22 protein-coding genes are annotated in these 26,719 nt (G+C 39.4%); all 22 read right to left on the bottom strand.

Going from position 1 to position 26,719, the window contains the following annotated elements; genetic code table 11:
• Positions 1 to 2: 2 nt before the first annotated feature.
• Positions 3 to 2,393 carry a GumC family protein gene (locus CLV31_RS17595; protein WP_111394384.1) on the bottom strand — a complete coding sequence of 797 codons (2,391 nt, stop codon included), beginning with the start codon at positions 2,391 to 2,393 and terminating at the stop codon, positions 3 to 5.
• Between the two features lies 1 nt (position 2,394).
• Positions 2,395 to 3,138 carry a polysaccharide biosynthesis/export family protein gene (locus CLV31_RS17590; RefSeq protein WP_111394414.1) on the bottom strand — a complete coding sequence of 248 codons (744 nt, stop codon included), beginning with the start codon at positions 3,136 to 3,138 and terminating at the stop codon, positions 2,395 to 2,397.
• Between the two features lie 161 nt (positions 3,139 to 3,299).
• Positions 3,300 to 4,604: a nucleotide sugar dehydrogenase gene (locus CLV31_RS17585; protein WP_111394383.1), complete on the bottom strand. Its 1,305-nt coding sequence runs from the start codon at positions 4,602 to 4,604 to the stop codon at positions 3,300 to 3,302.
• 241 nt (positions 4,605 to 4,845) lie between these two features.
• Entirely contained in the window at positions 4,846 to 6,324 is a 1,479-nt protein-coding gene (locus tag CLV31_RS17580) for a UDP-glucose 6-dehydrogenase (RefSeq protein WP_245943438.1), read from the bottom strand.
• A 108-nt stretch (positions 6,325 to 6,432) separates the two neighbouring features.
• Positions 6,433 to 8,079, bottom strand: coding sequence for a capsule assembly Wzi family protein (locus tag CLV31_RS17575; RefSeq protein WP_111394382.1), 1,647 nt, complete (start codon positions 8,077 to 8,079; stop codon positions 6,433 to 6,435).
• Positions 8,063 to 8,839 carry a WecB/TagA/CpsF family glycosyltransferase gene (locus CLV31_RS17570; protein WP_111394381.1) on the bottom strand — a complete coding sequence of 259 codons (777 nt, stop codon included), beginning with the start codon at positions 8,837 to 8,839 and terminating at the stop codon, positions 8,063 to 8,065. The genes CLV31_RS17575 and CLV31_RS17570 overlap by 17 nt, the downstream gene beginning before the upstream one ends.
• Positions 8,826 to 9,959 carry a hypothetical protein gene (locus CLV31_RS17565; RefSeq protein ID WP_111394380.1) on the bottom strand — a complete coding sequence of 378 codons (1,134 nt, stop codon included), beginning with the start codon at positions 9,957 to 9,959 and terminating at the stop codon, positions 8,826 to 8,828. Before CLV31_RS17565 ends, CLV31_RS17570 begins: the two co-directional genes overlap by 14 nt.
• Positions 9,956 to 11,035: a glycosyltransferase gene (locus tag CLV31_RS17560; RefSeq protein WP_111394379.1), complete on the bottom strand. Its 1,080-nt coding sequence runs from the start codon at positions 11,033 to 11,035 to the stop codon at positions 9,956 to 9,958. Before CLV31_RS17560 ends, CLV31_RS17565 begins: the two co-directional genes overlap by 4 nt.
• The gene (locus tag CLV31_RS17555; protein ID WP_111394378.1) at positions 11,032 to 12,105 is read right to left on the bottom strand and encodes a glycosyltransferase family protein; all 1,074 of its coding nucleotides are present in this window, start codon (positions 12,103 to 12,105) and stop codon (positions 11,032 to 11,034) included. Before CLV31_RS17555 ends, CLV31_RS17560 begins: the two co-directional genes overlap by 4 nt.
• 22 nt (positions 12,106 to 12,127) lie before the next feature.
• On the bottom strand, positions 12,128 to 13,549 hold the full coding sequence (locus CLV31_RS17550; protein ID WP_111394377.1) for an oligosaccharide flippase family protein: 1,422 nt from the start codon (positions 13,547 to 13,549) through the stop codon (positions 12,128 to 12,130).
• Complete coding sequence (locus CLV31_RS17545) at positions 13,549 to 14,841, bottom strand: glycosyltransferase (RefSeq protein ID WP_111394376.1); 1,293 nt, start codon at positions 14,839 to 14,841, stop codon at positions 13,549 to 13,551. The genes CLV31_RS17550 and CLV31_RS17545 overlap by 1 nt, the downstream gene beginning before the upstream one ends.
• The gene (locus CLV31_RS17540; protein WP_111394375.1) at positions 14,841 to 15,602 is read right to left on the bottom strand and encodes an AglZ/HisF2 family acetamidino modification protein; all 762 of its coding nucleotides are present in this window, start codon (positions 15,600 to 15,602) and stop codon (positions 14,841 to 14,843) included. Before CLV31_RS17540 ends, CLV31_RS17545 begins: the two co-directional genes overlap by 1 nt.
• A 2-nt stretch (positions 15,603 to 15,604) precedes the next feature.
• Positions 15,605 to 16,216 carry an imidazole glycerol phosphate synthase subunit HisH gene (gene hisH, locus CLV31_RS17535; protein WP_111394374.1) on the bottom strand — a complete coding sequence of 204 codons (612 nt, stop codon included), beginning with the start codon at positions 16,214 to 16,216 and terminating at the stop codon, positions 15,605 to 15,607.
• Complete coding sequence (locus CLV31_RS17530; RefSeq protein ID WP_111394373.1) at positions 16,200 to 17,351, bottom strand: N-acetyl sugar amidotransferase; 1,152 nt, start codon at positions 17,349 to 17,351, stop codon at positions 16,200 to 16,202. The genes hisH and CLV31_RS17530 overlap by 17 nt, the downstream gene beginning before the upstream one ends.
• A 3-nt stretch (positions 17,352 to 17,354) precedes the next feature.
• Complete coding sequence (locus CLV31_RS17525) at positions 17,355 to 17,738, bottom strand: acyltransferase (protein WP_220084349.1); 384 nt, start codon at positions 17,736 to 17,738, stop codon at positions 17,355 to 17,357.
• Between the two features lie 194 nt (positions 17,739 to 17,932).
• A complete protein-coding gene (locus CLV31_RS17520) occupies positions 17,933 to 18,895 on the bottom strand; it encodes an NAD-dependent epimerase/dehydratase family protein (protein WP_111394372.1) in 963 nt (320 codons plus the stop codon).
• Positions 18,895 to 20,013 (bottom strand): DegT/DnrJ/EryC1/StrS family aminotransferase, encoded by a 1,119-nt coding sequence (locus CLV31_RS17515; protein WP_111394371.1) that lies wholly within the window; start codon positions 20,011 to 20,013, stop codon positions 18,895 to 18,897. Before CLV31_RS17515 ends, CLV31_RS17520 begins: the two co-directional genes overlap by 1 nt.
• Positions 20,013 to 20,981 (bottom strand): Gfo/Idh/MocA family protein, encoded by a 969-nt coding sequence (locus CLV31_RS17510; protein ID WP_111394370.1) that lies wholly within the window; start codon positions 20,979 to 20,981, stop codon positions 20,013 to 20,015. The genes CLV31_RS17515 and CLV31_RS17510 overlap by 1 nt, the downstream gene beginning before the upstream one ends.
• Before the next feature lie 54 nt (positions 20,982 to 21,035).
• Entirely contained in the window at positions 21,036 to 21,626 is a 591-nt protein-coding gene (locus CLV31_RS17505) for an acyltransferase (protein ID WP_111394369.1), read from the bottom strand.
• A 26-nt stretch (positions 21,627 to 21,652) separates the two neighbouring features.
• On the bottom strand, positions 21,653 to 22,804 hold the full coding sequence (locus CLV31_RS17500) for a DegT/DnrJ/EryC1/StrS family aminotransferase (RefSeq protein WP_245943436.1): 1,152 nt from the start codon (positions 22,802 to 22,804) through the stop codon (positions 21,653 to 21,655).
• Positions 22,805 to 22,829: 25 nt separating this feature from the next.
• Positions 22,830 to 23,942 carry a hypothetical protein gene (locus CLV31_RS17495; RefSeq protein WP_111394368.1) on the bottom strand — a complete coding sequence of 371 codons (1,113 nt, stop codon included), beginning with the start codon at positions 23,940 to 23,942 and terminating at the stop codon, positions 22,830 to 22,832.
• A 17-nt stretch (positions 23,943 to 23,959) separates the two neighbouring features.
• Positions 23,960 to 26,617, bottom strand: a complete 2,658-nt coding sequence (locus CLV31_RS17490; RefSeq protein ID WP_111394367.1) for an SLBB domain-containing protein — start codon at positions 26,615 to 26,617, stop codon at positions 23,960 to 23,962.
• Between the last annotated feature and the right edge of the window lie 102 nt (positions 26,618 to 26,719).

Here is a 26,719-nt window from a genome sequence, read left to right as displayed (position 1 = left end):
CTTTATTTAAACAGTTTTTTAATCCAAGAAAAATTTTCCTTCATATTATCATCATCGTAGTAACCATATCCATATCCATAAGTATAACCATAACCATAAGTAACTTTACTATCGTCTACGCCATTAAATACGGCGTATAGATTCTTTAATCCTTTATTTACCTTTAGCCCATTTAGTGCGTCTACAAAATTTCTTTGACTGTAATTTTGCCGAAAAATAAACAAAGTCAAATCTACAAAAGGAATTAAATCAAGGGTTTCACTTACAAGACCTACTGGTGGAGTGTCCAAAATCACAACATCATAATTCTGCTTAAGGTTAGAAATTAAGCTTTCAAACTCTTTTGTAAACAAAAGTTCGGCGGGATTTGGTGGAGTTGGTCCTGATACTAAAATATCTAAATTATCATATTTAGATCTATTGATTGCTTCTTCCCATTGAATTTGACCACTTAAAACAGTAGAAAGGCCTATTTCATTAGAAATACCAAAATCATTAAATATTCTTGGTTTTCTCATATCACACCCAACCAATATAGTCTTCTTTCCCGTCAAAGAATAAACAGAAGCTAAATTCATAGCACAAAAAGTTTTTCCCTCACCAGATATAGTAGAGGTGACTAAGATTGTAAGTTGTTTCTCATTTGGGGAAATAAATCTTAAATTAGCTCTTAAGGATCTAAATCCTTCAGCTAGGCCAGATTTACCTTGTTCTAGTACAACAAGATTTGATTTCCTTTTATTGTAAAGAATAGTTGATAATAATGGAATTCTCAGCTTTTTCTCCAAATAGGATACATCTTCAATTCTGGTACGTGTAATTTCTCTAATTAGTACAATAATCACTGGAAGAAAAATTCCGATGAAAACCCCAAGAGCATAATTTCTTATCGGAATTGGACTTACTAAGTATCCTCCGACAGCGGGTTCAATTATTTTATTCTCGGCCTTATTAGAGGCTTTTGTAATCGCGGCTTCCGCCCTTTTTTCCATTAAAAAGTTATAAATATTCTCGTTTAGCGCAAACTGTCTTTGAATTCGGATAAGATTTTGCTCAGTTTCTGGTAGGTTTCGAAATGAACCTTCTATTGAAGCTATCCTATTCTTTAAATCTTGGAGAAGGCTAGCAGAATTACTATCAACATTCTTCAAAACTTCCTGAATTGATTTATTCAATTCTCTAATCTTGCTATTTGTAGCTTGTACCACAGGCGCCTGCTCTGTTAGGGTAGCCAATTGCCTTGACTTATCCACTTGTAGTTCCATTAGATTGGAAATTAGTGAATTTAAAATTGGATCATCAATGCCAATTCCAGATGGGACAACTAAATCACTATACTGCTCTCTTTCTAAATATCCAGCAAGATTTCTATAATAGTTTCTTTTATACTCTTCTTGTCTTAAGAGGTTTTCAAGTTCAGTCAACTGAGTAAATACAGAAGAGCTTTCAGTTTCAAGATTGTAAATTTTGTTCGAAGATCGGAAGATTTGAAGCTGATTTTCAAATTGACGTAAACTATCGGAAACTCCTGCTACTTGACTATCAATGAAGTTGACAGTATTTGAAGCAATCTGATTCTTTTCTTCTAGTTCAAGCATAAGATAAGTCTCCATCAACTTATTTATGTATACCTCTCCCTTAACCACGTTTGGAGTCAAAAGCCCCATTTCGACAATTGAACCTTCCCTTTCGGTATTTTCCACCATAAGTTTAGAGGCATATTCATCTACAAGAGATTCCAAATCTCTAAACTTTAGAAGTATTTCCCCTTCGGGTTCAACACTAGTTTTCGTTACCTTAATAGTGAAATTCTTGGTTTGAATCCACACTCCAAAAGGATATTCAGTAGGTTCTGGTAAGATCTCAAGTTTTGCTTTGGATCCATCAGGCAAATATTTACTATATTCTTTATCCTCAAAAAGTAAAATGAAATTCTGATTGTTTGTCCACTGAAGGGTAACAAAACCTTTAGAAACTTGAGGTTCCTTCCAATTGACTTCCACAAGAATGGGAGTCTTTTGATAAATTTCGTGATTAATAAACGTGCTTCTGGTATAGTATTCTACTCCAAAATCAAGTTGTCGCAATGTAGCTTCAGCTATTGGCCTTGACTTCAATATAGTTATTTCATTAACCAATCCATTTTTTGCTGAGCCATCAATAGTTGGTGCATTAAAAAGAGTAAACTGGCTATCATTGTCTTTGATGAAAAACAAGCCGGTTACCTTAAAAAGTGGAACACTCATTCGAGTGTAAATATATGCTCCGAATAAAAATAAAATTGAAGAAATCAGTATTACAGGCCAAAATCTAAGGATTTTTGGAAAGACTGATTTAATATCAAAAGAACTTTCTTCAGAGAAGAATTCCTTTTCTTCAGGTTCTAAACTCATATTAGTTATTATTCTGGACTAGAGTTAGTAAAAGCGCTATCGCTGTAATGGAGGTTGTAATCAATGTAAAAGTTTCAACTAATGTACCACCTGCCCCAATCTCTTTAACTTTCATTGGTTCTGCATAAATCAGATCATTGGGTTTTAACCAATAATATTCCGAAGACAGAAGATCTCTATCCAAAAGATTTATTTTATGTATCTGGGTGCCATCCGGATATTGTCTAACAAGTAAAACCTGATCTCTTTTCGCAACTCTACTTAGGTCACCAGCAAAGGCAATAGCTTCGAAAATGGAAACTCTATTCTGTAAAATCGTAAACTTTCCGGAGGCATTGAATTCTCCCAATGCGCTAAATCGAACTCCTCCAAGCCTAACCCTTACGAAGTATTCACCCTCTTTTACAAATCTTTTAACCTCATTTTCTATTACAACTTTCGCCTCTCCAACAGACAATCCATCTAGTTTTACTTCTCCTATGAGGGGCAATTCAATTTTCCCCATTTCGTCCAAAGAGTAACCATTCATAAAAAAAACATCTCCGACACTTTGTCCCCCAGCTTGCATTTGATTAAATCCAGGTTCGAAAACAACTGCAGAAAGTAACCTGTTTAAATCCGGGTCCGTTGTTCGGATATTAACCTCAATGATATCATTGACTTGCAACAAATATTCTTCAGGCTGGTAAGGATACTTTTTACTTGTCTCGATTAAAGGCCCCGTGCTCTGTGCTAATTCTTGCATATAGATAAGCTTTTTATTGGATATACAAGAAAATAGAACCAGTGTGGAGGTCAATACGATTAATAGGGATTTCAAATACTTGTTAAGCATTAAGGTTGAGTTTAAATTTTACCCTGAAATAGATACCAAAACCAATTATAATCAAAATTCTCAAGCTAAACTTACAATCTAGAATCTACCTTATCTTTCTCCAATATCCCCTTAACATCAAATAAGACTTGTGAAAAAGATTTTTTTAAAGATAAATTTTTAAACTGCCTATGCGCTACTGCTAGAATGATTGCCGAATATTCTGATAAATCAGGGGCTTGATCACCTGAAGAAATAGAAATCCCGTATTCATGAGCTACCTCCTTTGGATTAGCCCACGGGTCATAGACATCGACCTCCATATCAAATGACTTCAATTCTTTGTAGATATCAATTACTCGTGTATTTCGTACATCCGGACAATCTTCCTTGAACGTGAATCCTAGAATGAGCACTTTGGAATCTATCACCTTTAGGTCTTTTCGCATCATCAGCTTGATAACCTCAGTGGCAACATGCTTGCCCATACTATCATTTAGTCGTCTTCCAGCCAAAATGATTTCAGGATGATATCCGACTTCCTGCGCTTTTTGTGCAAGATAGAAAGGATCCACACCAATGCAATGCCCTCCGACTAATCCGGGTTTGAATTTGAGAAAGTTCCATTTGGTTCCTGCCGCTTCCAATACTTCGTGGGTGTCTATTCCTAAAAGGTTAAATATTTTCGAAAGCTCATTGACAAAGGCAATGTTGATATCCCGTTGGGAATTTTCAATGACCTTTGCCGCTTCAGCCACTTTGATTGAAGATGCTTTGTGAGTACCTGCGGTGATCACTTTTTGATATAGCTGATCTACATATTCAGCAACTTCAGGAGTACTTCCGGAAGTGACTTTTAAAATCTTGGCAACTGTGTGTTCCTTGTCTCCGGGGTTGATTCGCTCAGGAGAGTATCCTGCAAAAAAGTCCACGTTATATACTAATCCGGAAACTTTTTCAAGCACAGGAACACACTCTTCCTCAGTCACTCCAGGATAGACAGTCGACTCATAAATTACCACATCTCCCCTCTTAAGGAATTTGCCAATATTCTCGGAAGCCTTAAGCATCGGGGTCAAGACAGGTCGGTTATGCTTGTCTGTTGGAGTCGGAACGGTCACGATATAAATGTGACAATCTTTCAGCTCCTCAGGCTCAAAAGTAGGAAAAAGGCCTTTTTGATCCTTTGAAGGCGAATTTGAAGTCAATACAGCAGAAAGTAGCTCATCTTCAACTTCCAAGGTATAATCTTTTCCTTGCTGAAGATCAGCCACTCTTTTTTTATCAATATCAAACCCTATGACAGGAAACTGTTTTGCAAATTCAACTGCAAGAGGCAATCCTACATAACCAAGGCCTATTACCCCGATTTTCACATCTTCAAGTGGTGTCAACATGAAACTACTTTGTTAAATTAAATTTTATCTTCTTGTAAAAACTTAAAGCTTCGCCCTTTCGGTCCCAGGACTTAGCTGTTTTGTGAGAGAAAAACCCTACTAGTACCAGAGCGAAAAAACTATCTTTTTAACTTCCTTGATAAATAATGAGTACCAAAATTACTCATTTTAAAGATCAAAAAAACATAATTTCACTTACTGTCTTTTTTAGAGACCCGAGGTTCTTGCCCGTTTTTTGAAACTATTTATCAGCCTTCCCAATCGCATGAAATCTGAATCCTAAGCGACTCATTTCTGAAGAATTCAAAATGTTTCTTCCGTCGAATAAGTTGGCTGGCTTGAGCATCAAATCATTAATTTGCTCCCAGTTTAGGATTTTAAATTCATCCCATTCGGTAAGAATCGCTACTGCATGAGCTCCTTTGCAGGCTTCATAAGGATCATTTACTACGCTAACCAACTTCCTATTTTCTTCAGAAGAACGGGTGTTTAAATAATCTAAGTCGGTAAATACTTTTTCTTTCGGAACTTTCGGATCATACACACAGATATTGGCACGTTCGCTCAGCAGGTAATCTGCGACATAAATGGCCGCAGATTCACGCGTATCGTTGGTATCTTTTTTAAATGCCCATCCCAAGAATGCGATTTTCTTTCCGCTAACAGTATTGTACAAATTCTTAATGATCTTTTTGGCAAACCTCACTTTTTGATGGTCATTCATTTTGATCACTTGCTCCCAATAATCCGCCACCTCGTTCAATTGATAATTGCGGCAGATGTAGACCATATTGAGAATATCTTTTTGGAAGCAAGAACCACCGAAACCAACTGAAGCTTTCAAAAATTTAGATCCAATCCTAGAGTCAGTTCCTATTGCTTTGGCCACTTCTTCCACATCTGCGCCTGTAGCCTCACATAACTCAGATATGGCATTGATAGACGAAACACGCTGCGCAAGGAAGGCATTTGCGGTCAGTTTGGAAAGCTCGGAAGACCAGACATTGGTCGTAAGGATTTTTTCCCTAGGCACCCAAGTACCATACACGTCCACTAATGCCTGAATGGCCTCTCTTCCTTCAGGAGTATCATCTCCACCTATTAGAACCCTGTCGGGATTTTCAAGATCAGGGATAGCAGTACCTTCTGCCAGAAACTCTGGATTTGAGAGGATTTGGAAGTTTAACCCATTTCCGGTGTTATGTAAAATATCCTTCACAGCCTGAGCAGTTCTAACAGGTAAAGTAGATTTTTCAACTACTATTTTATCAGATTTGGATGCTTCAGCTATCTGCCTGGCACATAATTCAACCCATTTCAGATCTGCTGCCATTCCCTTTCCCTCACCATATGTTTTGGTAGGGGTGTTAACAGAAATAAAAACCATATCCGCTTCCTCAATGGCCGAATTTACATCGGTCGAGAAAAAAAGGTTGCGCCCTCTTGCTTGGGCTACTACTTTATCCAAACCAGGCTCATATACTGGGAGCTGGCTTAGATCTTCATGATTCCAGGCATCAATCCTTTCTTGATTGATATCCACTACCACCACCTTAATTTCAGGACATTTTTGGGCAATAACAGACATTGTTGGGCCACCTACGTAGCCTGCACCAATGCAGCAGATGTTTTTTACTTTCACGTGATTATGATTTGATTTTTTAAAGGCCACATGGAATGCCCTAGATAATGATTTCCCTGTGTGAGAAGCCATTTTCATGGGCATCTCATTTGATTAGAATAGTTTTTTCCATCTCCTAAATGAAATTCCTAGCCCCAAAGAAGTGACTTAACTTAAGCATTACGTTCAATTTCAGATCTTAAACGGTTAATTTTTTTGAGCCTTATTGAGCATTATCATAAGTTTGACCCTCGCATGAATCGAGGCCAAACTTGTATTGGTACCAAAATTTGACTTGGAATAATCCTGCCATTGGTAATTTATTCCTGAAACATGCATCAACTGTGTACTCATAACAAATCGGTCATTCCAAGAATGATCAAAAAGTAAACCTACAGTAAAATCGATCCAAGGCTTGGTATAACCTCGTGTCACAAATGCTCTATTATAAAAATCCATGTGATTTTCAAGGCGATGGAAAATGATTCCGAGCTTGTTCCAATGATCTACCAAAGCAATTTCAAGAATTTGAACATTCGAACCTGTTCCGATCCCGGTCCCTAAAGCTTGCCCAAAATTACCAAAACTTCTGACCTGGTAATGCAACTGCCAAGAAGTGTCTCCTCCCTCTCCCATATACCGGATATATCTGTTTACAGATTCTTGTTGATGAATCATCTCACCGCGAATTTGAACCTTTTTTGGACTTATCGGAAGATCTACCAACTTTGAAAATCCTGCAAGATAGGCTCTTGCATGCTCAGGACTCAGAATTGCATCTCTCCAGTTGAAAGCGTGATCCCTTCTGCCATATTCGGCATAAAACTCCATTTTAGCTTTTGGAATGGCATATCTAAATGAAAAAGAAACTTGCTGGTCTTGTGCCAATCCATCGTAGATGACAGAATTATCATTTTGGAAAAGATTTACTTTTTGAAAAGGCTCAAAAATCGGAAAATATCCTGCAAAATCCTGGGTTTGATCCTTCCTAAACTGTTGAAAGGTTCTTGCAAACCCTATGGAAGCGTTGGGAATCCATTTTGGTGTATAACTTACCATTAATGCATTTAGGTATCTCCAATCTCCATTGAAAGGCAAAAAATACGCATTGTCAAAAATCAGATTCTGAGATGGATTCCGTCCAGAATTTTCTAATCTCCCTATCAATAATTGTCCTTCAAAATTTCCCAAAAATGTTTTGGCAGGCTTTGTCGTGTTCAAGGTAAGATGAGGAAAGCTTTTGGCGGTATTTGAAAAAGTCAATGAACCCCATTGCCCTGGTCCCCACCAAATAGAACGGGTAGAGAGCCCTGTCTCAAATGCCCCGTACCGAAGCGTAACACTGCTTTGCCCCCACCAAGCCTGAGTAAGGCTTCCATCTGAATAAAGTTCGGGAGAATCGTCATAGTTCCAGTAATAATATCGATCCAGAATCACCTGTCCTGGAAAATCAAAGGAAAATCCTTGATAAGGCTTACTTTGGGCAAAAACTACCTCTGGCTGAAATCTCACATGAAGAATAGAGGCCTTAACCTGAAATCCCGCAGAGACATATTGCTGCAAACCAACCGCAGGAATCATTCCCAGATCCCCCCAACCATACGGCCGATTTTGATTCCAAAGGGTATTTGACAAAATTGGAAGTGGCTTAAATCCAAAAATCTTCTTCTCAAAGTTGCCTTGCAGTGGATTCAACGGCATTCTGAGTAGAAAGCTTGCCTTCAGGGAAGCAGAATCATCCATCAGATTAGCTCTTCGCTCTGCCTCTTCAAAAAATTGAAATCCCGGAAGATTATTTTGAGAATAAGCCGAAAGAGTCCAATAGAAAAAAACTATACTAATGAAATACTTCATTAATCCGGTTTACTTTTTTGAATCCTTGCTTACCATACTCTGCAAGGACCAAAAAAGGAAATTTAAATAACCTTGCCTGTCTTTTGATTCTTGGCCAAGTGAAATCTTGTGTCAGTCGATACAACCACTCCAGTCCATTTTTTTGGAACCAGATAGGTGCTCTTTTTACATTGTTGGAATAATAATCCAGTGCACCTCCGTTTCCAAAAATAAGTTTGGCATCCAAAAGATGGAAATTATCCTGGATCCATTTCTCCTGTTTCGGATTGCCCAAGCAAACCATGAGAATATCTGGCTTTATGTTTCTGATTTCATCGATAATGACAGATTCAAGATTCTCATCAAAATAGCCATGGTGCAATCCAATGACTCCTTTGTAATCGAACAATTCCAAGAATTTTTGCTTGGCTTTTTCAGCAATGCCTGGTTTCCCTCCCAAAAAGTAAAAGGTGAATCCGTTTTCTCTGGACTTCTCTATCAACCTTGGGAGCATATCTGTACCGGTTATCCTTTCCTTTAGCGGTACGCCATGCAGCAATCTGGAAGCATAAACTACGCCTATCCCATCAGCGACATTAAATTCAATGGAATTCAGGTAAGACTTCAGTTCAGGTCTTTTTCGGGCCTCCAGTAAAAATTCAGGATTGGATAGCGCGATTCTGAATTTTTTCTTAGCCTTGATCTCTTGGACAATGAGATGGACAAATTCATCAATGGTATAATTATCGAACCTTACTCCTAATATTTTATTGTTTATCATCCGATTCTGATTGCCTTGGACTTGAAATTAAAAACAAAGCCACGCCAAGAATTGCATATACGCTATTAAAGGCTGAAACAGATAGAGAGTTGAGAATCAAAATCATCAAAACCAGGAAGGAAATGAAATGATCAAAACCAGATTTTCTCACCATTTGGTATACAGCTGTGCAAAGAAACAAAAATCCCAGAATTCCATGATCAAAAATTACCCGAATAATATAGGAGTGTAGCATGACGCTGTAGCAAGTCCCGTCTCCCTTGAAGGAGAAAAGCTTGGTATAATAGGTGAATTTTCCACAGGTTTCCGGACTTAAAGCTGTAATTCGTTCAGATCCGACAAGGAAATCCAGAAAAGTCCAAGTCTTTACCTCTTTAAGAAAACTTAGGAAAAAAATATACCTATCGATACTTTCCAACGAGTCCCCTTCTGAGCGGTTTAAAAAAATAAAGTAAATCAAACCCAAACCTACCGGGGCAAAAATCAAAAGAATTAAGAAGTTCCTCCAACTCAAATTCCTCAAAAAAATACAACCGATCAAGAACACAATAATCACTAGCCCTGATCTAGAACCGGAAATGAAAAAAGTCACCAGTAATAGGGCTACTTCAAGATACTTGACTTTTCTATGATTATTGTAATCGAGTAAAAAAAGATAGGACAAAAGCATCAGCTCAAAATTGCTTTCTTCAAATACCCGAATACTCTGTCGAGGAGTGCCTTGTGCCATCAGAAATAAGTACTTCACCAAAAAAAGACTAAGAACGACCAAAAATGCCTTTCTGGTAAATTCCGGATCTAGGGATTTTTTTCGAACAAATTGACTGACAATTACCAGGTAGATAAAGGATTTAAAAATGAGAAAGAAATCCAAGACATGATTACCATTAAGCACAACAGCATATATCAACGATAAAAGCACATAAATCAAGGAGAATATCGGAATCCAAAGAATCTCTTTGGAGATCGTGGAAAAATTGAAAATAAAAAACACCAACAAGATCCCTTCAAAAAGGATCGTAGGATTAAATAATCCAGCCCCTATAAATCCCAAAAGCCCCAAAATGATGATTTGGAGATACAGGATTTGAACAGGTAATTTGGAAAGACTAAGATTCAACTCGCTACTGATTGGAAGAGTTGTTCATATTTTTCGACAAATTTTTCTTTGGAATACCGAGACACCAGCTTGGTGTGCAGGTCACTTCCCCTTAGTTTTCCGGGTTTTGCCTGACTCAGTTTCTTGAAGAAATCATTCCACCTCGATGGAGAATCAATAGGCAAAACCTCTCCGAAAATTTCCCCTTCACAAGTTACTGTTTCCCTTTGGGAGGGCACATCCGACACAACCGTATAAACCCCGGAAACAATTGCCTCCAACAAGGCTATACTCATCCCTTCAAAAAGGGATGGCATAGCAAAGACATCTGCCTCATCCAAAAGCGTCAAAATTTCGGAATGGTTTTTCTTACCCAGTAGCTTGACCTTCCTTTCCAAACCATTGATTTTGATCAACTCCTCCAAAATCTTTTTTTCCGGTCCTTCGCCAACAATCTTCAGTTCTACATTCATGTCAGGGGTTATACTTTGAACTAGAAATTGCTGGTTCTTTTGAGGCATAAGCCTTCCGATATTCAAAATTTTCAAAGGTTCGGATCCTCTTTTTGCTTCAGAACCAAATTGATGATCGGATTCAAATGAGTTATAAATCACCAATTCATGGTCTTGCTCTCTGTAAAATGGAGAAAAAGAATCCCCTGTGGTTTGTGAAACATAAACAATTCCGGCATAGTACCCCCTATTCTGAAGGAATTGGTCAACTTTTCTGACAATTGCATTATAGGTCCTGCGCTCATTATGATGCGAGACAATTACAGGTATTCCGACCTGTTTTCCGGCAATCGCAGAATAGATATTCGCATAATGGGTAAAAGCCAGACAAACGTCGGGAGTGTTATTTTTCCAAAAGTGAATCAACTTTGGAAGGGTACCTAAAAGCTTATTTAGAAATGATCCGGATTCAAGAAGAATATGAATGCTCACATTGGCGTGCAGGTCATAACTGACCGGTACTTTTTCGAAGAAGAAAATAACTGTGACTAGGTGCCCTTTTTCTCCAAGTCCGTTGGCAAGATCGATCGCTACCTTTTGTGCCCCTGCAGGTTCAAGCTGAGTAACTACTAAGTGAATTTTCATTTTTTGATCACTTGGCTAAAAAAATCAACGCGTTTTTTCTCAAGGATCCCGGAATCAATCAAAGGAAATGCCTCCTCATGAGAGACAATTTTATCTCTCATACTCAGGCAAAACTCACGAATTGAATTAATGCTTGGATTTTCAGGATCGATTTCCAATGCCCACTCAGGCAAATGACTGTGATCTTCAAACATGGACTCCTTGTAGCCGATTATGATGGGGAAGCCATAGGCCACATACTCCCTGATTTTCAAGGGACAGGCTTCCGTCATTTTTTTACGGAAAAGGGCAAGCGTACCGATACATACATGACAGCTTTTCATGATGGGCAAATATTTCTCCATGGAAAGAAATCCATGGAAATAAACATTTGCAAAGGACGGCTTCATCAGTCCCACTACATGAAAATCAAACTCGGGCAATTCACTGGCAAGGTTTTCTAATATATCAAAACCTTGCCATGGTTGATCCGGAGTTCCCATGAAAAACAGCCCAATACGCTGCTGACTGGAGTCTATGGCCTTAAGCGTAGGATATTTAGCAGTTTGAATTGAATTTGGTATACAGACCTGTGGAATCTGAAACTTTCGGATCGACTGATGGTTCAAAATTTCCTGAGTAACAGAAACTAAACCTGCCATCTGAAGAAAAAACTTATTTCGAAGAAGATAAAAAGCCAAAAGTCTAAACGTAGATTTTAGATCTATATTACTCTTAAAAAAAAGCTTTGCCTCATCCCGGTCAATAGTATTTAGTTCGCAGATGAGCTTATACTTTTTGGCCAAATAGAGGATATTAGCTGTGACTGTATCATATCGCAGATAGACCAAATCAGGTTTAAACTCATCGATATCGCTTAACAGATGATGATTGGGGCGGATTCGGGAAGAGATAAACCCTGAAAATCCATAAATATTGGCATCAATAATCGAATTTTCACAGAAACCGGAAATTGCAAAAACCTTGACTTCAACACCAAGGTTTTCCCATTCCGAGATTTGGGATTTGATCTTTTTGACCACCCCATCGTTTCGGGTGAGGTCATGAACTAAATAATAGGCTATTTTCATTCTAAACGGGATAGAGAATGACTCAACCAGTGGAACTTTTTTCCTTTTGCATCAAAAAAATATACATCAGAAACAAACTCAGAAATATCGTGATCTTGAAAACGAAAGGGAGTAATTCAAAAGAATCCAAAAACACCCAAGGATTCAAAACGATCACTCCCAGCAATAAGCCCGAGACTATGAGTATAAATGAGTCTTGGAACAAAAAGGAAATGGATTGATTATAGTACTTTCTGCTATAAAGCACATTTAGTACTAATCCTACACAGGAACTGATCAAGGTGGAAAACGCTACTCCAATAACCCCGAATTTTTTGATGAAAATAAAGCAGAGGATGAGATTGACAAGTGAGGAAAACACATTAATGATAGCCAGTTTTCCTGTTTCTTTGGCCAAAGTCAAGCCTGGAAAAAACACATAACCCGATGCAAATATCATTGAACTTGTGACCAACGGTATCAGAATATTGGCTTCGATATAGTCAGGAGTTGTAAGAAAAATCAAAATCTCACTGGAGAAAAAGGTTAAAAAAATCAAAAAAAGTAGGGAGGCCCTAACAAAATGTTTGAATAGAATTTGTACAGAATCCTTGGTGGTTGTGGAGTAAGGGTCATTGTAAATCAATGGAGTCAATGCACTTGAAAAACCTGTAGTAGCTAGACCCACCAATGCTGCAAACCTAAAGGCAACTCCAAAAACAGCTAATTCTTTAATACCCAGAAAACTGTTGATCAGAATCCTGTCCAAGTACAGAGAAAAATAAACCGCAACTGCGGATAGAATCAAAGGCATAGAGAATTTCAAAATTCGCACAGCATATCGAAAAGAAAATACACCTGAATAATAGTTCTTTTGCAAAGCGAAAGAAACCATAAGAGATAGAAAAGTGGAGATTATGCCAGAAATCAAAATTCCATTAAGACCAAATTGGAAATAAAAGACAAATACCCCAACACAAACCAAATTCAAAATAGTGTATATCAAGGAAGTGTATGCAAATCTCAAACTCTGTAGCGTCCACCTAAAATTATTTTGAACAAATAAAAACAATCCGTTTAAAAATACGTGTGCGGCAACAAGATTATAAGTCAAATTAGGCAAGTCATCGAGAATAATATATTTGATTACAATTGGCTTTAATAACAAAAAGAAAACCAAGAATCCTGAATAGCTGAGCAGGGTGATCCCAAGTCCAGTGGTGAGTAGAGTGACTTTAGGTTTTTGCAGTCTGAAAGAGGGGACAAATCGAGCAATAGCTTGGGTAACCTCCAATGAAAAAGTAAGATTAATGAAATTGGTTATCAACAGAATAAGATCGAGTAATCCATATTCTTCGATAGATAAAAATCGAACGTAAAAAGGAAGTAAAAAAAGCGATATTCCACGGGAAACGACACCAGAAATAGTATAGAGAGTCCCGTCTTTTAGAAGTCTTCGAATCATCAAACTTCCAAAAGTTCAGAATCTTTTTTCAAGTGCTGTAAAAAATGAGAGACCTGATCAGCATCGCTTTTATCTAAGAAGGGAAGGATAGCTCCCATATTTTTGATGGCCTCATCCTGAGAAAGTCCCCAGCCATTGAAATAAGAAATATTCTCGGGATCAAAAATCCAGGAAGGGTCGTATATGCCGAGGATCAAATCAATGTATTTTGAAGCAATGACTTTATGGCTCCAGTTAGTCTTGATAAACTCCCTTAATTCTAATCCTGCTTTTCTCCTCAATCCAGGATCTAAGCAAAGTTTTCTCAAAGTACTTTTCAGCTGATAAGGCATCACATAAAATGATGGAGGGATAAATTGCACAGGAACTTCGGAATAGATGAATTCAGCATAATAACCTCCTACAATAACAGGCTTTCCAAAAACAGCCGCTTCAGTCCCCAATCCACCGAGAGGGAGGTCTGAGTACAACTCATCCAAAACTAAATCACACTTGGATAATTCATCCAGAACCTCCTTATTAGGCTTGTTTACGATTTCTATCCAATCTATTTTTAGTCCTTCGTTTTTCAACTCCTCCACAACTTTTCTGAAAATCAAAGTTCCCTTGGCAAGCGGCCTGGATGGTGCATGTAAAATCCTGATGGAATCTGAGGACTTCGCCTTATTTTCTATCAAAACCCCAGTCAACCGGGTGGGAAATCCGATCTGCATCCCATTGATAAAAGGTTTGCGGTTGAAATGCGCATGCTGAGGGTAATTGACAAAAATATCAGAGTGATTTTCAAAAAATCGTACCTTTTCTTTCGTTTGCTTGAATTTTTGGATTGCTTCAGGAGCAGAAAATTTACCGCCCAGAGCATCGTCCTTATAGATTCCATTCATTATTGAAGGCCTCGTATCACTTCCCAAGGATACGTAGATCACTTTCTTTTTAAAGAACTTAAGCACTTTGTATTCCCAATATTTGAGAAGAGTAGAATCCGAACCGAGGATAAATGCATCGTATTTGAAGGTAATCCAACCTATGACAAAAGGAGTAAGGATGGCACATAGTACCTTGCTGGAAAGACTGTTTTCAACTCTAAACTTCCTGCATATTTCTATGTAGTAATTTAAAAATGGGTGGTTGTATTTTTTATAATCGTTATACTGAAACTTAAAATATCTGTTGTTGATGTACCCTACCTCATAGCCTAATTCTGCCAGTCCAACAAAGAGATTGACATAGTATCCTGCGATTTCTGAGAAGCCGACCAAAATCTTGGGCTTTTTTACTTGAGATTTTCCCATCAGTTCAACACTTTGGTCAACTCCTCCCGATCAGGAAAATTCACCAAAACACCCATACCTTTTTGCTGGTAGACTACCAAACTACCCAAGGCAACTGCAGAGGCTCCGGCAGACTTGACCACATCTTTAATGTGATCCAAACTACCCGCACCTCCATGCGCGATGACAGGTATGGTGCAGTGTTGGCTTACCTTTTTGACCAAGTCTATATCAAATCCCTTCCAAGTACCCTCTTGGTCAATGGAAGTAAGCAGAATCTCACCCGCGCCGAGCTCCTCCACTTTTAAAGCCCATTGGACAGGATCGTATTTGTGGTTTTCAGTACCATTAAGTCCATGGACCTGATATTTTCCCCAAAAATTCTTTTTTACATCTATCGCCACGACTACTGCCTGACTTCCGAATATTCTTGAAATCTCAGTAATCAATTCGGGTTTGACCAAAGAGGCTGTGTTTAGAATAACTTTTTCAAAACCTATCTTAAAAACAGACTCAGCTTGTTCCAGACTGGAGATCCCACCTCCATAACTTAACGGCATGAAGCATTCCGAACTGATCTCCTTCAAGATTTCCAGATTGGGACCTCGCTTCTCACTGCTCGCCGTAATGTCCAAAAAGGACAATTCATCCACCTCCAGCTCATTAAAAATTCTGCAAGTATTGATGGGATCACCTATATATCCCGGCTTTCTGAAGTTGACGGTTTTGACTAAGACTTGATTCTTCAACAACAAAACAGGAATAACCCGAATGCGAAGCATATTTAGAGGGCTGCAAAATTAGAAAAGAGCTTCATTCCGAACCGGTGGCTCTTTTCCGGGTGAAACTGAGCACCAAAAACATTTCCATGTTGGATGATGCTGTCAAAATGGACTCCATAGGGTGTTTTGGCAAGACAATCAGTTTGATCCTTACAAGTCACATAATAGGAATGAACGAAATAAAAGCGATATTCTTCTTCATCCATTCCTTGAGTCAAAGGACTTGGGTTTTGAAGCTCTATGATATTCCAGCCCATATGAGGGATTTTCAGACTTTTATCTTCAAATCTGAATTTTGTGGTGACAGCATCTATGTAACCTAAACCGGAAAGAAGGCCTTCCTCACTCGATTTAGTCAAAAGCTGCATTCCAAGGCAAATCCCCAAAAAGGGAACCTTGTCTTCCAAAGCTTTTTTGTTTAATGCAGGCAACAGTCCCCTTGAGTTGATCTCGGTCATGGCATGATCGAATGCCCCAACTCCTGGAAGCAGGATCTTCTCTGCATCCAAAATTACCTCTGACTTATCCGTGATCTGTGATTGCACCCCGATCCGTTTCAACATATTGACCACTGACCCGAGATTTCCGAGTCCGTAATCAACTATTGTTATCATCAGACTTCATCGGGAAACAATACTTCAGATAAAAGCTCATTGGTACCAAATTAGCCTTTGCTAGGATAAAAAACAGAGGCCTCAAATTTTCAAACCGCTTTTTATAAGTCTTGAAGTCACGAAAGGATCGTTTAGGCCCCTTCATGATGTCATCATAATCCTGATCCGTCAGTTCCAGTCTCTTTTTCACATAGGTGATTAACTCAGGATCTGGTTGAATCGGAGTATTGTAGATTTCTAAAGCCTCTTCCCGGGAGATTACACCTGTCCTCGCCTCAGCAGACAAACTCCAGTTACGGTTATCAATTCCAAACTTTTGGGGGTTGTAGACAGTATGAAGAAAACTGGTGGACCGATTTTCCAAATGATGCCCTCCATAATAGGTCCAACCTGTTTGTTCGGTCAAGATTTTTCTTGCCTCAGGCTTGGAATAAGAAATGTACCAAAGAGGCCTGATAAATTGCTGACGATAAACCATTGCCCATTTCATAAACTGAAAAAAGGTCATATTGGGATAAGTCTTCATTTTAAGCCTGCCATACTTTTTATGGATACTTTCGATGTATTTACCATCAAAGTAGTTTTTCCCCTGTGGGGAAATACCCTCAGCCATAAATGAATGTCCTTCCAGTATATACTTGATTCCATATTTTGCCGCGGCACTTCTCAGAACTTGAACAAATCCAATGTCAGTGCTCGCATCAAACTCTGGTACACCAGCCAACAAAAACGATCGGAAAATATCATCTGCTTCTTTGTTGTCAATCACATACGTGTAAAGGTCAACTTTCAGTTTGGATGTGACTTTTCTGATATTTTCGGTGGCAATGGAAGAATCCCAAGTATTATCGTAATGCACCGCAAGAGGTCGCAGTCCCCACTCTTTTGCTTTGATCAAAAGATAAGATGAGTCTGTCCCCCCACTAACTCCTATCACGCAATCGTACTTCTTCCCTTTCCCCTTTTTCTTAATCTCATCTAGAATCCCGAAAAGTGTTTGTTCTCCCTCAAGAGTACCTGTCTTATAGGTCTCAAGGAGCGAATCGATCTGTTTGCAATAATTACAAACTCCTTCCTCATCAAAGGAAATGGATGGCGTACGATCATCGTAAATACACCTAGTGCAAATTTTCATGAATTAGAAATACTTAAAGTCTATCCGGGAATCAGAAACGATTACTTCCCCAATCACCTTGGCAGGTTGTCCTACAACAATCTGGCAATCTTTAATATTTTTGTTGACAAAGGCTCCCGTACCAATGACACAGAAATTTCCAATACTTACACCTTTGGCAATAACTACCTGTGGAGCTATGTATACGTTGCTACCAATACTGACAGCTTCCCTTTCGATCGGAAGTTTTCCGGAAGACAAAGTTTGCTTTACATTATCGTGAGAATATATATGAACACCAGCCGATACGGTACAAAAATCACCAATTTTCAATCCTCCACTTCCATCCAATATAGTGAATGGGCCTATCCAGCAATTTTTTCCAACTTCAACCTTTCCTAGTATCAAAGAACTGTCATAGATAGAGGAGTTTTCTCCAAAGCCTAGGTTTTTGGCTCTTTCCCATCGATCCAGCAAGGTCTCATTGAGAGGTAGTGACCTATCAAATTGCCGCAAGAATGCTTGATCAAGGGTAGAATGGAGCTTTTTGAGGTTTTCAAAAAGCTCCTTTTCTATTGGTGAGGAAATGGATTCTTGCCTATTCAATTGCTTAGAAAAGGTTCCTTCATCCAATTGGCGGTACGAACAATGCCCTCTTCCAAATCCACTTGAGCTTTGAAGCCCAACACTTCTTCGGCTTTTCGGACACTCGGAATCCGAATAGCAATATCAGCAGAAAGAGGTGGTTCAAAAACAATTTTTGAATCTGATTTCAACACTCGGCATACCGTCTGCGCCAATCCCAGAATAGTGATCACCGCCCTTGCATTACCCAGATTAAAGCTGTTTCCTATCGCTTTTGGATCTTCAATGCATCGAACCAAACAGTCCACAAAATCATCTACAAAACACCAGGCCCGGATTTGATTTCCATCCCCATCGATTTTAATATTTTGATTTGCTAAAGCTCTTTTGATGAAAATCTGTATCGCACCTTCTCCAGTCTGACCTGGACCATACACATTGAAGGGTCTAACTGTCACTACCGGAAGCTTGTACTGACTGAAATAGGCATGAGCCAAATGCTCTCCTGCCAATTTGGAAACTGCATAAGTCCATCGGGCTTCCCCTGCTGAACCGGATACGGTCTGATCTTCTTCTGATGATCTGAAAGCCATAGAGCCAAAAACCTCAGAAGTAGAAAAATCAATGAATCGATCTTTAACCCCGTTAATTCTTGCTGCCTCCAAGGCATTTGAAGTACCAATCATGTTGACCCTCATGGTCTTCACAGGATCTTTAATGACAGTATCTATTCCTGCAATCCCCGCTGCATGTACCACCACATCAGCACCAGCCATGCTTTGAGTCAAGAGATCGAAATCCAAAACATCTCCCTTTACGATTTTGATGTTGGGATGATTGGCATATGGACTTTTACTCAGCGTGTCCCTATGAAAATTGTCATAAACCGTGATCTTATTATTTTCTATATAATGTCCAATCAAGGTATTGGCAATGAACCCGGCGCCTCCGGTAATAAAAATGTTTTTGTTATAAAGCATTATTTGAATTGATTAATTATTTCACATACATAGCTGACCTCCTCTGAAGTCAGTGTTTCACTTAAAGGTAACGCCAGACCGCAAGAGTAAGCCTCGTAGGCCGAAGGAAACTGCTGCTTGACATCAAATTGATATTTCTTCAGGTAAAAAGACATCGCAGGAATACACTGAGCACCGTAATTGCAGAAAATCTGATGCTCTTTCAACCAACCAATCAGTCTTTCTCTAGTCTCATGATCTTTACACACAACGTGGAAAGTCTGCCATGAATGGGTAAATCCATCCGGTACACTTGGCAACAACAAGATATCCGTTCTCAATGACTTGAGGTACAAATCCACCAGAGCTTCCTTGTGTCGAAAAATGGAAGGTAATCTCCTCATCTGACTGGAAACCAGGGCTGCCTGAAAATCAGTCAAGCGATAATTGAATCCCGCTTCCACAAAGTCCATCGGGAAACTACCCGGCCTGATCCCGTGGTTTCTCAAGGTCTTTATTTTCTCGTCCAATTCCTTTGTTTTGGTAGTCACCACTCCACCTTCACCTGAGGTAACAGATTTTCTGGGATGAAGTGAGAAAGAACCAAAATCCCCGAATGTTCCGGCATATTGATCACCTATTCTTGCTCCGATTGCACAAGCTGCATCTTCGATTACATACAAGCCGTGTGATGTTGCCAATCGAATTATTTCTTCCATGTTGGCACAAAGTCCAAATTCATGGACTGGCATAATACACTTTGTTTTGGAAGTAATCTTTTCTTCTATTTGGCTAACATTAATATTAAATGTTCCTAGTTCAATATCAACAAATACCGGGGTAGCTCCTACCAATTCCACTACATTGGCAGTCGCTATGTAAGAGAATGCTGGTATGATCACTTCGTCACCAGGACCAATCTCCAAAGCAACTAATGCAAGATGGAGACTAGCTGTGCCATTGCTGACTGCAGAAGAAAAAGCGGATCCGGTCAGGGAATTGATCTTTTCCTCAAGGTTAGCCACTTCTTTCCCTTGCACAAGATTTCCAGATTTCAGAACAGATACTACCGCCTGAATATCCACCTCATCAAGATTAGGCCGCGAAAGAAAGATTGGATTTATTGCTTTCTCCGCCATCAAGTTGTTGAAAAAGGATGTTTAGCTAAGTCAAGTTTGGCAAAAGGATGGTACTCTCCCACCAGGCCGAGAGGTTTCATGTGTCGGATATCATGAACCAACTGAATACTGTTCATCGCTTCATCCAACCCAAATCCGTTCCCGTCTAAAATATGCTGGTAACTATGGGTATGAAGCTCGGTGAATCCGTCTGAAAATTCGATCTCTTCTCCTTCCATGGTCAATGAACGGTAGGTTCTTCCACCCTTTGCCTTGACCGAATCAGGTAGGGTATCGGCATTAATACTTAAAAACCATCTAACCCTCGCCTTCTCCAGCTCTAAGTATCCTGCTGCTCGATCATGGGTATGGATATGAACTTGATTGGTCTTTACCGGACCAAAAACCCAAGTCAACATATCGTAAAAATGAACACCGATATTGGTAGCAATTCCTCCGGATTTACTCACATCACCTTTCCAGGAGGTGTAATACCAATGGCCTCTTGAAGTCAGGTAGGCCAAATCAATGTCATAGATTTTATCCTTTTGACCGTTTTGAATCCGCTCCTTCAAAGCAATGATAGACGGATGAAGTCTAAGCTGAAGGATGTTAAAAACTCTTTTTCCATGCTCTTTCTCCACCTCCTTTAATGCTTCAATATTCCATGGATTTAGAACCAACGGCTTTTCACAAATGACATCTGCACCTACTCTAAGTCCAAATCGGATATGGGAATCGTGAAGGTAATTTGGCGAACAAATGCTGACATAATCAATCTTGTTGTCTGTTCGTTTCAATTTTTCCACATGGCGATCAAAGCGCTCAAATTCCGTGAAAAAATCTGCGTCCGGAAAGTGGCTGTCCATCACTCCAACGCTGTCAAATTTATCATAAGCTGCCAAAAGCCTGTTACCAGTATCTTTGATCGCTTTCATATGCCTTGGAGCAATGTAACCAGCTGCTCCGATTAGGGCAAAATTTTTCATAGGATTGATCAATTAATTATTCGCAGTGCGAATTTCACCTTTGTTGTTAAATAATTAGGGATTTGACTTCAAAACACGTCCTTCTTTCAAATAATAAACTTCTCCTGATTCAGGACAAATCGCTTTTCCTTCCTTGTCAAAAACCAATTTATGACCATACTCACTCATCCAGCCGATTTGACGGGAAGGATTTCCTACCACCAAAGCATAAGCAGGAATGGTCTTAGTTACTACAGCCCCTGCACCAATAAAGGCAAATTCACCGATGTCATGTCCACAGACTATTGTGGCATTGGCCCCGATGGATGCACCTTTTCCAACATGGGTTTTGGAATACTGCCCTCTCCTGTTCACTGCACTTCTGGGATTGATTACGTTGGTGAAGACCATGGATGGTCCTAAAAAAACATCGTCATCGCAGGTGACACCGGTATAGATCGACACATTGTTTTGAACTTTCACATTTTTGCCCAAAACCACTTCCGGGGAAATCACTACATTTTGGCCAATGTTGCAGTTTTCACCGATTTTGCATTTGGCCATAATGTGAGAAAAATGCCAGATTTTGGTTCCCTTGCCTATTTCACAACCCTCATCAATGACGGCAGTTTCATGGGCATAAAATTCTTTTTGGTCGCTTGACATAGATATCTCTATATGATTTGAATGCTTTAATTAAAAAAGTCCAAAACTGACTGAATGATATATTCCTGATCAGCAGTTTTCATTTCTGTATGGATAGGTAGGGAAAGTACTTTTTTGCATAGCATCTCAGCTACAGGAAAGTCTCCGAATTGATATCCGAATTCCAGATAGGCATTTTGAAGATGTAGAGGGACCGGATAATAAACCATTGACGGCACTCCTTTGGTCTGCAAATAGTCTTTCAATTTATCCCTCGAAGCTCCTTCTACCTGCACCGTATATTGATGGAAGACATGGGTAGAATTTGCAGCCCTTTTGGGTGGGCGGATATTGGGATGATTTTCGAAAGCCTGATCATAGCGGTCGGCTACTTCATTTCTTGAAGCAGAATAGCTGTTGAGGTGTTGGAGTTTGACTCTCAAAATAGCCGCTTGAAGCGTATCCAAACGGGAATTTACACCGATCGAATCGTGGTAATATTTCTTTTTCTGACCATGGTTAGCGATCATTCTGAGCTTCTCGGCAAGTTCAGAATTATTGGTAAACATAGCCCCGCCATCTCCGAAGCAACCCAGATTCTTTGAAGGAAAAAAAGAGGTAGTACCTACATCCCCCATCGTTCCTGCTTGGGCCTTTTTCCCATCAGAGAAGGTGTAAACCGCTCCGATAGCCTGGGCTGTATCTTCGATTACCTTCAGACCATGTTTTTTAGCAAATTCGAGAATGTACTCCATGTTGGAACACTGACCATAAAGATGAACGGGAACAATTCCTACCACCTTGGGTCCCAATGCTTTTTCAAGTCCAGCAGGGTCAAGTTCATAGGTATCCGGTAAAACATCCACAAACGTTGGTTTCAATCCCAATAGCGCGATTACTTCTACGGTCGCTACATAGGTAAAAGTAGGTACTATAACTTCCTCACCAGGTTTGAAATCCAAGGCCATCATCGCTATTTGCAGCGCATCCGTTCCATTAGCGCAAGGAATTACATATTTGGCACCTGTATACTCTGCCAATTCTTCACCAAAAAGCTTTACTTCTGGACCATTGATAAAGGCAGTACTGTTTAAAACATTTTGTATGGCTTGATCTACTTCGGATTTAATCCGGTCATACTGTGTACGGAGATCCACCATTTGGATGGATTTGGTTTTATTTTCTAATGATATCTTCATGAATCGGCTTACGGACAAGAGATGGTTAGCAATGGTATTCAAGAAAGAGTTTAGTTGCAACAATCAGAATTCCGATAAACGCACCTAAAAAACCACTGAGAAATAACATGGCCACAAAGGAAAGATTGGAAGCCCTATTGGGAAAAGATGGCTCAATAAAGGAAGTGAAAATGGGAGTATTGTCTTTTAATTGAAGTCTTGCATTTTCTAATTCCTGCTTCATTCCATTATACAGATTAAAGCCAAGGCTGAATTCTGCTTGAAGCTGTTCTTCTTTTGACCTAGCTTGTTGGGAAATAAGACCTTGGTTAGAATCTCTGAAAGATGCCAATCTAACCTGTGCTTTAAGAAAGTTTTCTTCAGCTTCTTTTGTTCTTTTTTCCACAAATGAAAGATTAACCCTCTGTTTTTCAGTACGATACTGGGTAACAAACTCTATAATTTTATTAAATACCAAGCCGTTCAATTCTGCTGCAGCATTCGGGTCCGAAAGTTTGACCGAAAGATTGATCACCTTCCCATCAACTTCAATTTTTATTTTCTTACTCAAAAACCCTATAAGGCCTTGTTCAACAGGACTTAGATATAAAAATCTAGGCTTTTCAGTCCCTTCCATTTGCTCCGATGGAGGATTGCCGGCAATTGAGGTTGGAGTCACAGTAGATGCAGCATTGCGGAGTGTTTCTGTGATTTTATCTTTTATTCTTCCAACAAAGTTTCGCGGACGCTCGCTGATCAGATAGCTTCTTAGAGTTGTTCTTTTTCCAATGTTCTGAAAATATAATTCTTCATCGAGGATATCTTTTAAAAATTCAGGGCTATACACCAAACGAGGGTAAAGTTCAGGAGGAAAAGTCACATCCAGGTCATTCCCACCCCCAGGAAGGGAAACACCTGCCAAACCTGCAAGACCTGATATTTGACCTAATCCGCCAAGGTTTCCTCCCTCTTTTGTCTCTGAAAGTTTGGCAGAAACCGACTCAAATTCTTTGGTAGAAAAGAAATGATATACCATACCCAAAGAGAATATAACCAAGGTTGAAATCCACAAGATCCTTTTTTTCTCAAATACAAGAGAAAAGATATCAACGACTTTAACCTGATCGGTTGCAAATACTTCTTTTACACTTTTTCTCATTTTGATATTCAGAAATCTTAAGGAGTATTAGCAAGATTTATGATCTGAATCAAGACCAAACCAAAGGTTGCTAAACCTGTACCGATGGCAACCCACTGTTGAGGTCCGATTGGAGGTTTCTCCGGTTTTTGAGGCACTATAATCTCTGCACCTGGCTCAATATTGGGGTAGAACTTATAAAAAAGCAGACTTCTGGTCCTTTTAACATCTCCATTGGCATAGACCACATAGGATTTTGACCTTCTAGCTGACTCGGTAAATCCTCCAGATTTGCTTATATACCTTTTAAATCCTCTTCCCAATTCAAATCTTGCCGTAGTTGGGAAAAGAACTTGCCCCCTCATTCTCACGGTTTGCAACTCTTTGGGGACTCTAATGATATCTCCTTCTAAAAGTATGAGGTCTTGGGATGACCCTGGATTATCCAAAATGGACTGCAAGTTGATTCCAACCAATTCCTGCTCTTTGAATTCAATTTTCACCTTGGAGGAATCAGAAACGTCCAACAGACGATTAAGCCTTAAATCTGGATTTTGATCTTCCAACTTCTTTTTCAGAAGCTCTTCAGCAAATTTCTGATCATCAATTTCCTTAATTTTTTCCTCAATCCGCTTTAATTGAATCTGTTCCGCTTCATTCAGATTTTCCTTATTCTTTTCAAGGTTTTCTTTCAGTGTTCTCAGGTTTTCTTCTTTTAATTCAGAATCTGACTTTTCTTTAAAATACTCAGTCCTCCTTACCAACGTTGCGCCTTTTGCATAGGCAAACTGGTTCAATCCTCCTGCTCGTTTGATCAAATCGGAGATGCGTTCATTGGCATTACTCAACGAATATTCTCCCGGAAAAAACACTTCACCTTCCACGGTTACCAGTTTTTGCCTTTGAAATCCCGGACTCTTTCGGATAAAAATCTGATCAAATGGCTGAAGGCGGATGGAGGACTCCCCCGGTTTGAGTTTTAAATCAGAGTCTACTTCTAAAGTGATCAAGTCGGCTATTTTACCTGAAATGTCATTTCTGACTCTTCTGGCAATTTCAATGGAGGAATTAGATGCAGCCTCTTTTAATCCACCTGCTTTGACAATAAGGTCTGCTACCGTCATATTCTCGCCAAAAGGATAGGCACCTGGAAAATTAACCTCGCCGGAGATTTGGATATAATATTCCTCTCTCAAATCATATATGCTGGGCACATTCAATATATCCTCCCTTCGTAACTGAACGTCTGGCAAGGAGCCGTTCATTATCCCTTCTAAATCCAGGGATAGAGCCTCCAAGGTCAAATTTTCCTTGGTTCTGTAAAGCAGCACCCTTTTGGTAAACGCATCACCTCTAAGCCCTTCTCCCTTTTGGATCAACTCCTTCACTCCAATTCCAGATTCAGGAATGGCAAACTCTCCCGGTCTGTTGACAGCCCCAGATAATTGGACCCGATTTTCAAATCGGTTCAATAGTTCTCCCACTTTAACTTCATCCCCATCTTTGGGATAAAACTTATCAAAATCTTCCTTAGCCACGTCTTCCACCAAAAGTTGTGTATCGGTGGTTCTCCTTATTGTCACGCGCTCTTTATATCCATTGCTTGCAAATCCGCCCACAAATCGGATAAGGTCCTGTAAGGTTTCACCTTCCTTCATTTCAAACAATCCCTCTCTTCTAACCGGACCTAATACTTCAACCCTGTTTCGAAAAGGCTGGACAATAATTACATCATTGTCATTGAGCAAAACATTGCCGGTATTTTCACCTTTGATTAAAAAATCATAAACATCGACTTCTTGAAGAAGTCTGTTATTCCGATAAACTTGTATTGCTCTAAAAGTACCGTTTTCATTAGGTCCTCCAGCGGCAAAAAGGGCATTAAAAACTGAGGCAAAAGAGGGAAGTGTGTAGGTTCCCGGTTTGACTAATTCACCGACAATTGATACAGAGATGGTTCGAATATTTCCCAAGCGGATTTCAAGGAAGGTATTGGGATTGTTTCCCTGCATACCTGAATAAATTCTGGACAGTGAAGTTTTGATGCGTGCGGTAGCTGCTGAAATGGAAGATCCACCAACAGAAATAGGCCCTATGTTAGGAATATTGATCTTTCCATCGGGATTAACCGTCAGATCAAAAGATTCTTGGGAATATCCATATACATCAATTAAAAGTTGATCTCCTGCTCCTATGACGTAGTTAGGAGGAGTGGCAATGTTTAGACTGGGATTGAAATTCAATTCGCGATTATGAAAAAGTTTGTAACCAAAAATCTTCTTTTGAATTGGTGTCAGATCATAATAAGGGTCAGATTTTCTTAAAGAATCAAATAATTTGGGATCTATTTCAAACCCCTCAATCTCTCTCAAGGCACCTGGAATTCCTTGGGCCCCATCTCTGGACAGACCTGATCTTGACTGACCTGCTCCACTTTTCAGTTGCCTGATTCTGTCCCTCAATTTTGCAACTTCCATCGGGGGCATGCCTCTCTCGAGAGCGTAGGCCTCAAGTTGCGTTTCATTTATTCCTGCTGACTCTGCTCTTTTGATCAATTGCTCTATCTGGGAGTCAGACAAATTGTCAACCTTTATATTTTGGATATCCGCCATCGATTGGGCCGCAACATCAAAAACAAATAATGTGAAAAAAAACAGCAGTACCCAGGTTCCAAATTTAAAACGGTATCCAATCATCTTGGGGAATTGTTTTATCAGCAAGGCAAATAACGTAAGAAAATGTGTGTTTTTTTGAATAAAGAATCGAATCATACTTGATACAGCTTCGCCCTTTCAGTC

This window comes from Algoriphagus aquaeductus (genome assembly GCF_003253485.1).
Taxonomy (GTDB): domain Bacteria; phylum Bacteroidota; class Bacteroidia; order Cytophagales; family Cyclobacteriaceae; genus Algoriphagus; species Algoriphagus aquaeductus.
The sequence above is the reverse complement of the archived record's forward strand: the minus strand, read 5'-3'. Positions and strand labels throughout refer to the sequence as shown.

Bases quoted from the DNA above. Each gene is read 5' to 3' on its own strand.
- CLV31_RS17595 (WP_111394384.1), bottom strand. From the start codon at position 2,393: ATGAGTTTAGAACCTGAAGAAAAGGAATTCTTCTCTGAAGAAAGTTCT.
- CLV31_RS17590 (WP_111394414.1), bottom strand. From the start codon at position 3,138: ATGCAAGAATTAGCACAGAGCACGGGGCCTTTAATCGAGACAAGTAAA.
- CLV31_RS17585 (WP_111394383.1), bottom strand. From the start codon at position 4,604: ATGTTGACACCACTTGAAGATGTGAAAATCGGGGTAATAGGCCTTGGT.
- CLV31_RS17580 (WP_245943438.1), bottom strand. From the start codon at position 6,324: ATGAAAATGGCTTCTCACACAGGGAAATCATTATCTAGGGCATTCCAT.
- CLV31_RS17575 (WP_111394382.1), bottom strand. From the start codon at position 8,079: ATGAAGTATTTCATTAGTATAGTTTTTTTCTATTGGACTCTTTCGGCT.
- CLV31_RS17570 (WP_111394381.1), bottom strand. From the start codon at position 8,839: ATGATAAACAATAAAATATTAGGAGTAAGGTTCGATAATTATACCATT.
- CLV31_RS17560 (WP_111394379.1), bottom strand. From the start codon at position 11,035: ATGAAAATTCACTTAGTAGTTACTCAGCTTGAACCTGCAGGGGCACAA.
- CLV31_RS17555 (WP_111394378.1), bottom strand. From the start codon at position 12,105: ATGAAAATAGCCTATTATTTAGTTCATGACCTCACCCGAAACGATGGG.
- CLV31_RS17550 (WP_111394377.1), bottom strand. From the start codon at position 13,549: ATGATTCGAAGACTTCTAAAAGACGGGACTCTCTATACTATTTCTGGT.
- CLV31_RS17545 (WP_111394376.1), bottom strand. From the start codon at position 14,841: ATGGGAAAATCTCAAGTAAAAAAGCCCAAGATTTTGGTCGGCTTCTCA.
- CLV31_RS17540 (WP_111394375.1), bottom strand. From the start codon at position 15,602: ATGCTTCGCATTCGGGTTATTCCTGTTTTGTTGTTGAAGAATCAAGTC.
- hisH (WP_111394374.1), bottom strand. From the start codon at position 16,216: ATGATAACAATAGTTGATTACGGACTCGGAAATCTCGGGTCAGTGGTC.
- CLV31_RS17530 (WP_111394373.1), bottom strand. From the start codon at position 17,351: ATGAAAATTTGCACTAGGTGTATTTACGATGATCGTACGCCATCCATT.
- CLV31_RS17520 (WP_111394372.1), bottom strand. From the start codon at position 18,895: ATGCTTTATAACAAAAACATTTTTATTACCGGAGGCGCCGGGTTCATT.
- CLV31_RS17515 (WP_111394371.1), bottom strand. From the start codon at position 20,013: ATGGCGGAGAAAGCAATAAATCCAATCTTTCTTTCGCGGCCTAATCTT.
- CLV31_RS17510 (WP_111394370.1), bottom strand. From the start codon at position 20,981: ATGAAAAATTTTGCCCTAATCGGAGCAGCTGGTTACATTGCTCCAAGG.
- CLV31_RS17505 (WP_111394369.1), bottom strand. From the start codon at position 21,626: ATGTCAAGCGACCAAAAAGAATTTTATGCCCATGAAACTGCCGTCATT.
- CLV31_RS17500 (WP_245943436.1), bottom strand. From the start codon at position 22,804: ATGAAGATATCATTAGAAAATAAAACCAAATCCATCCAAATGGTGGAT.
- CLV31_RS17495 (WP_111394368.1), bottom strand. From the start codon at position 23,942: ATGAGAAAAAGTGTAAAAGAAGTATTTGCAACCGATCAGGTTAAAGTC.
- CLV31_RS17490 (WP_111394367.1), bottom strand. From the start codon at position 26,617: ATGATTGGATACCGTTTTAAATTTGGAACCTGGGTACTGCTGTTTTTT.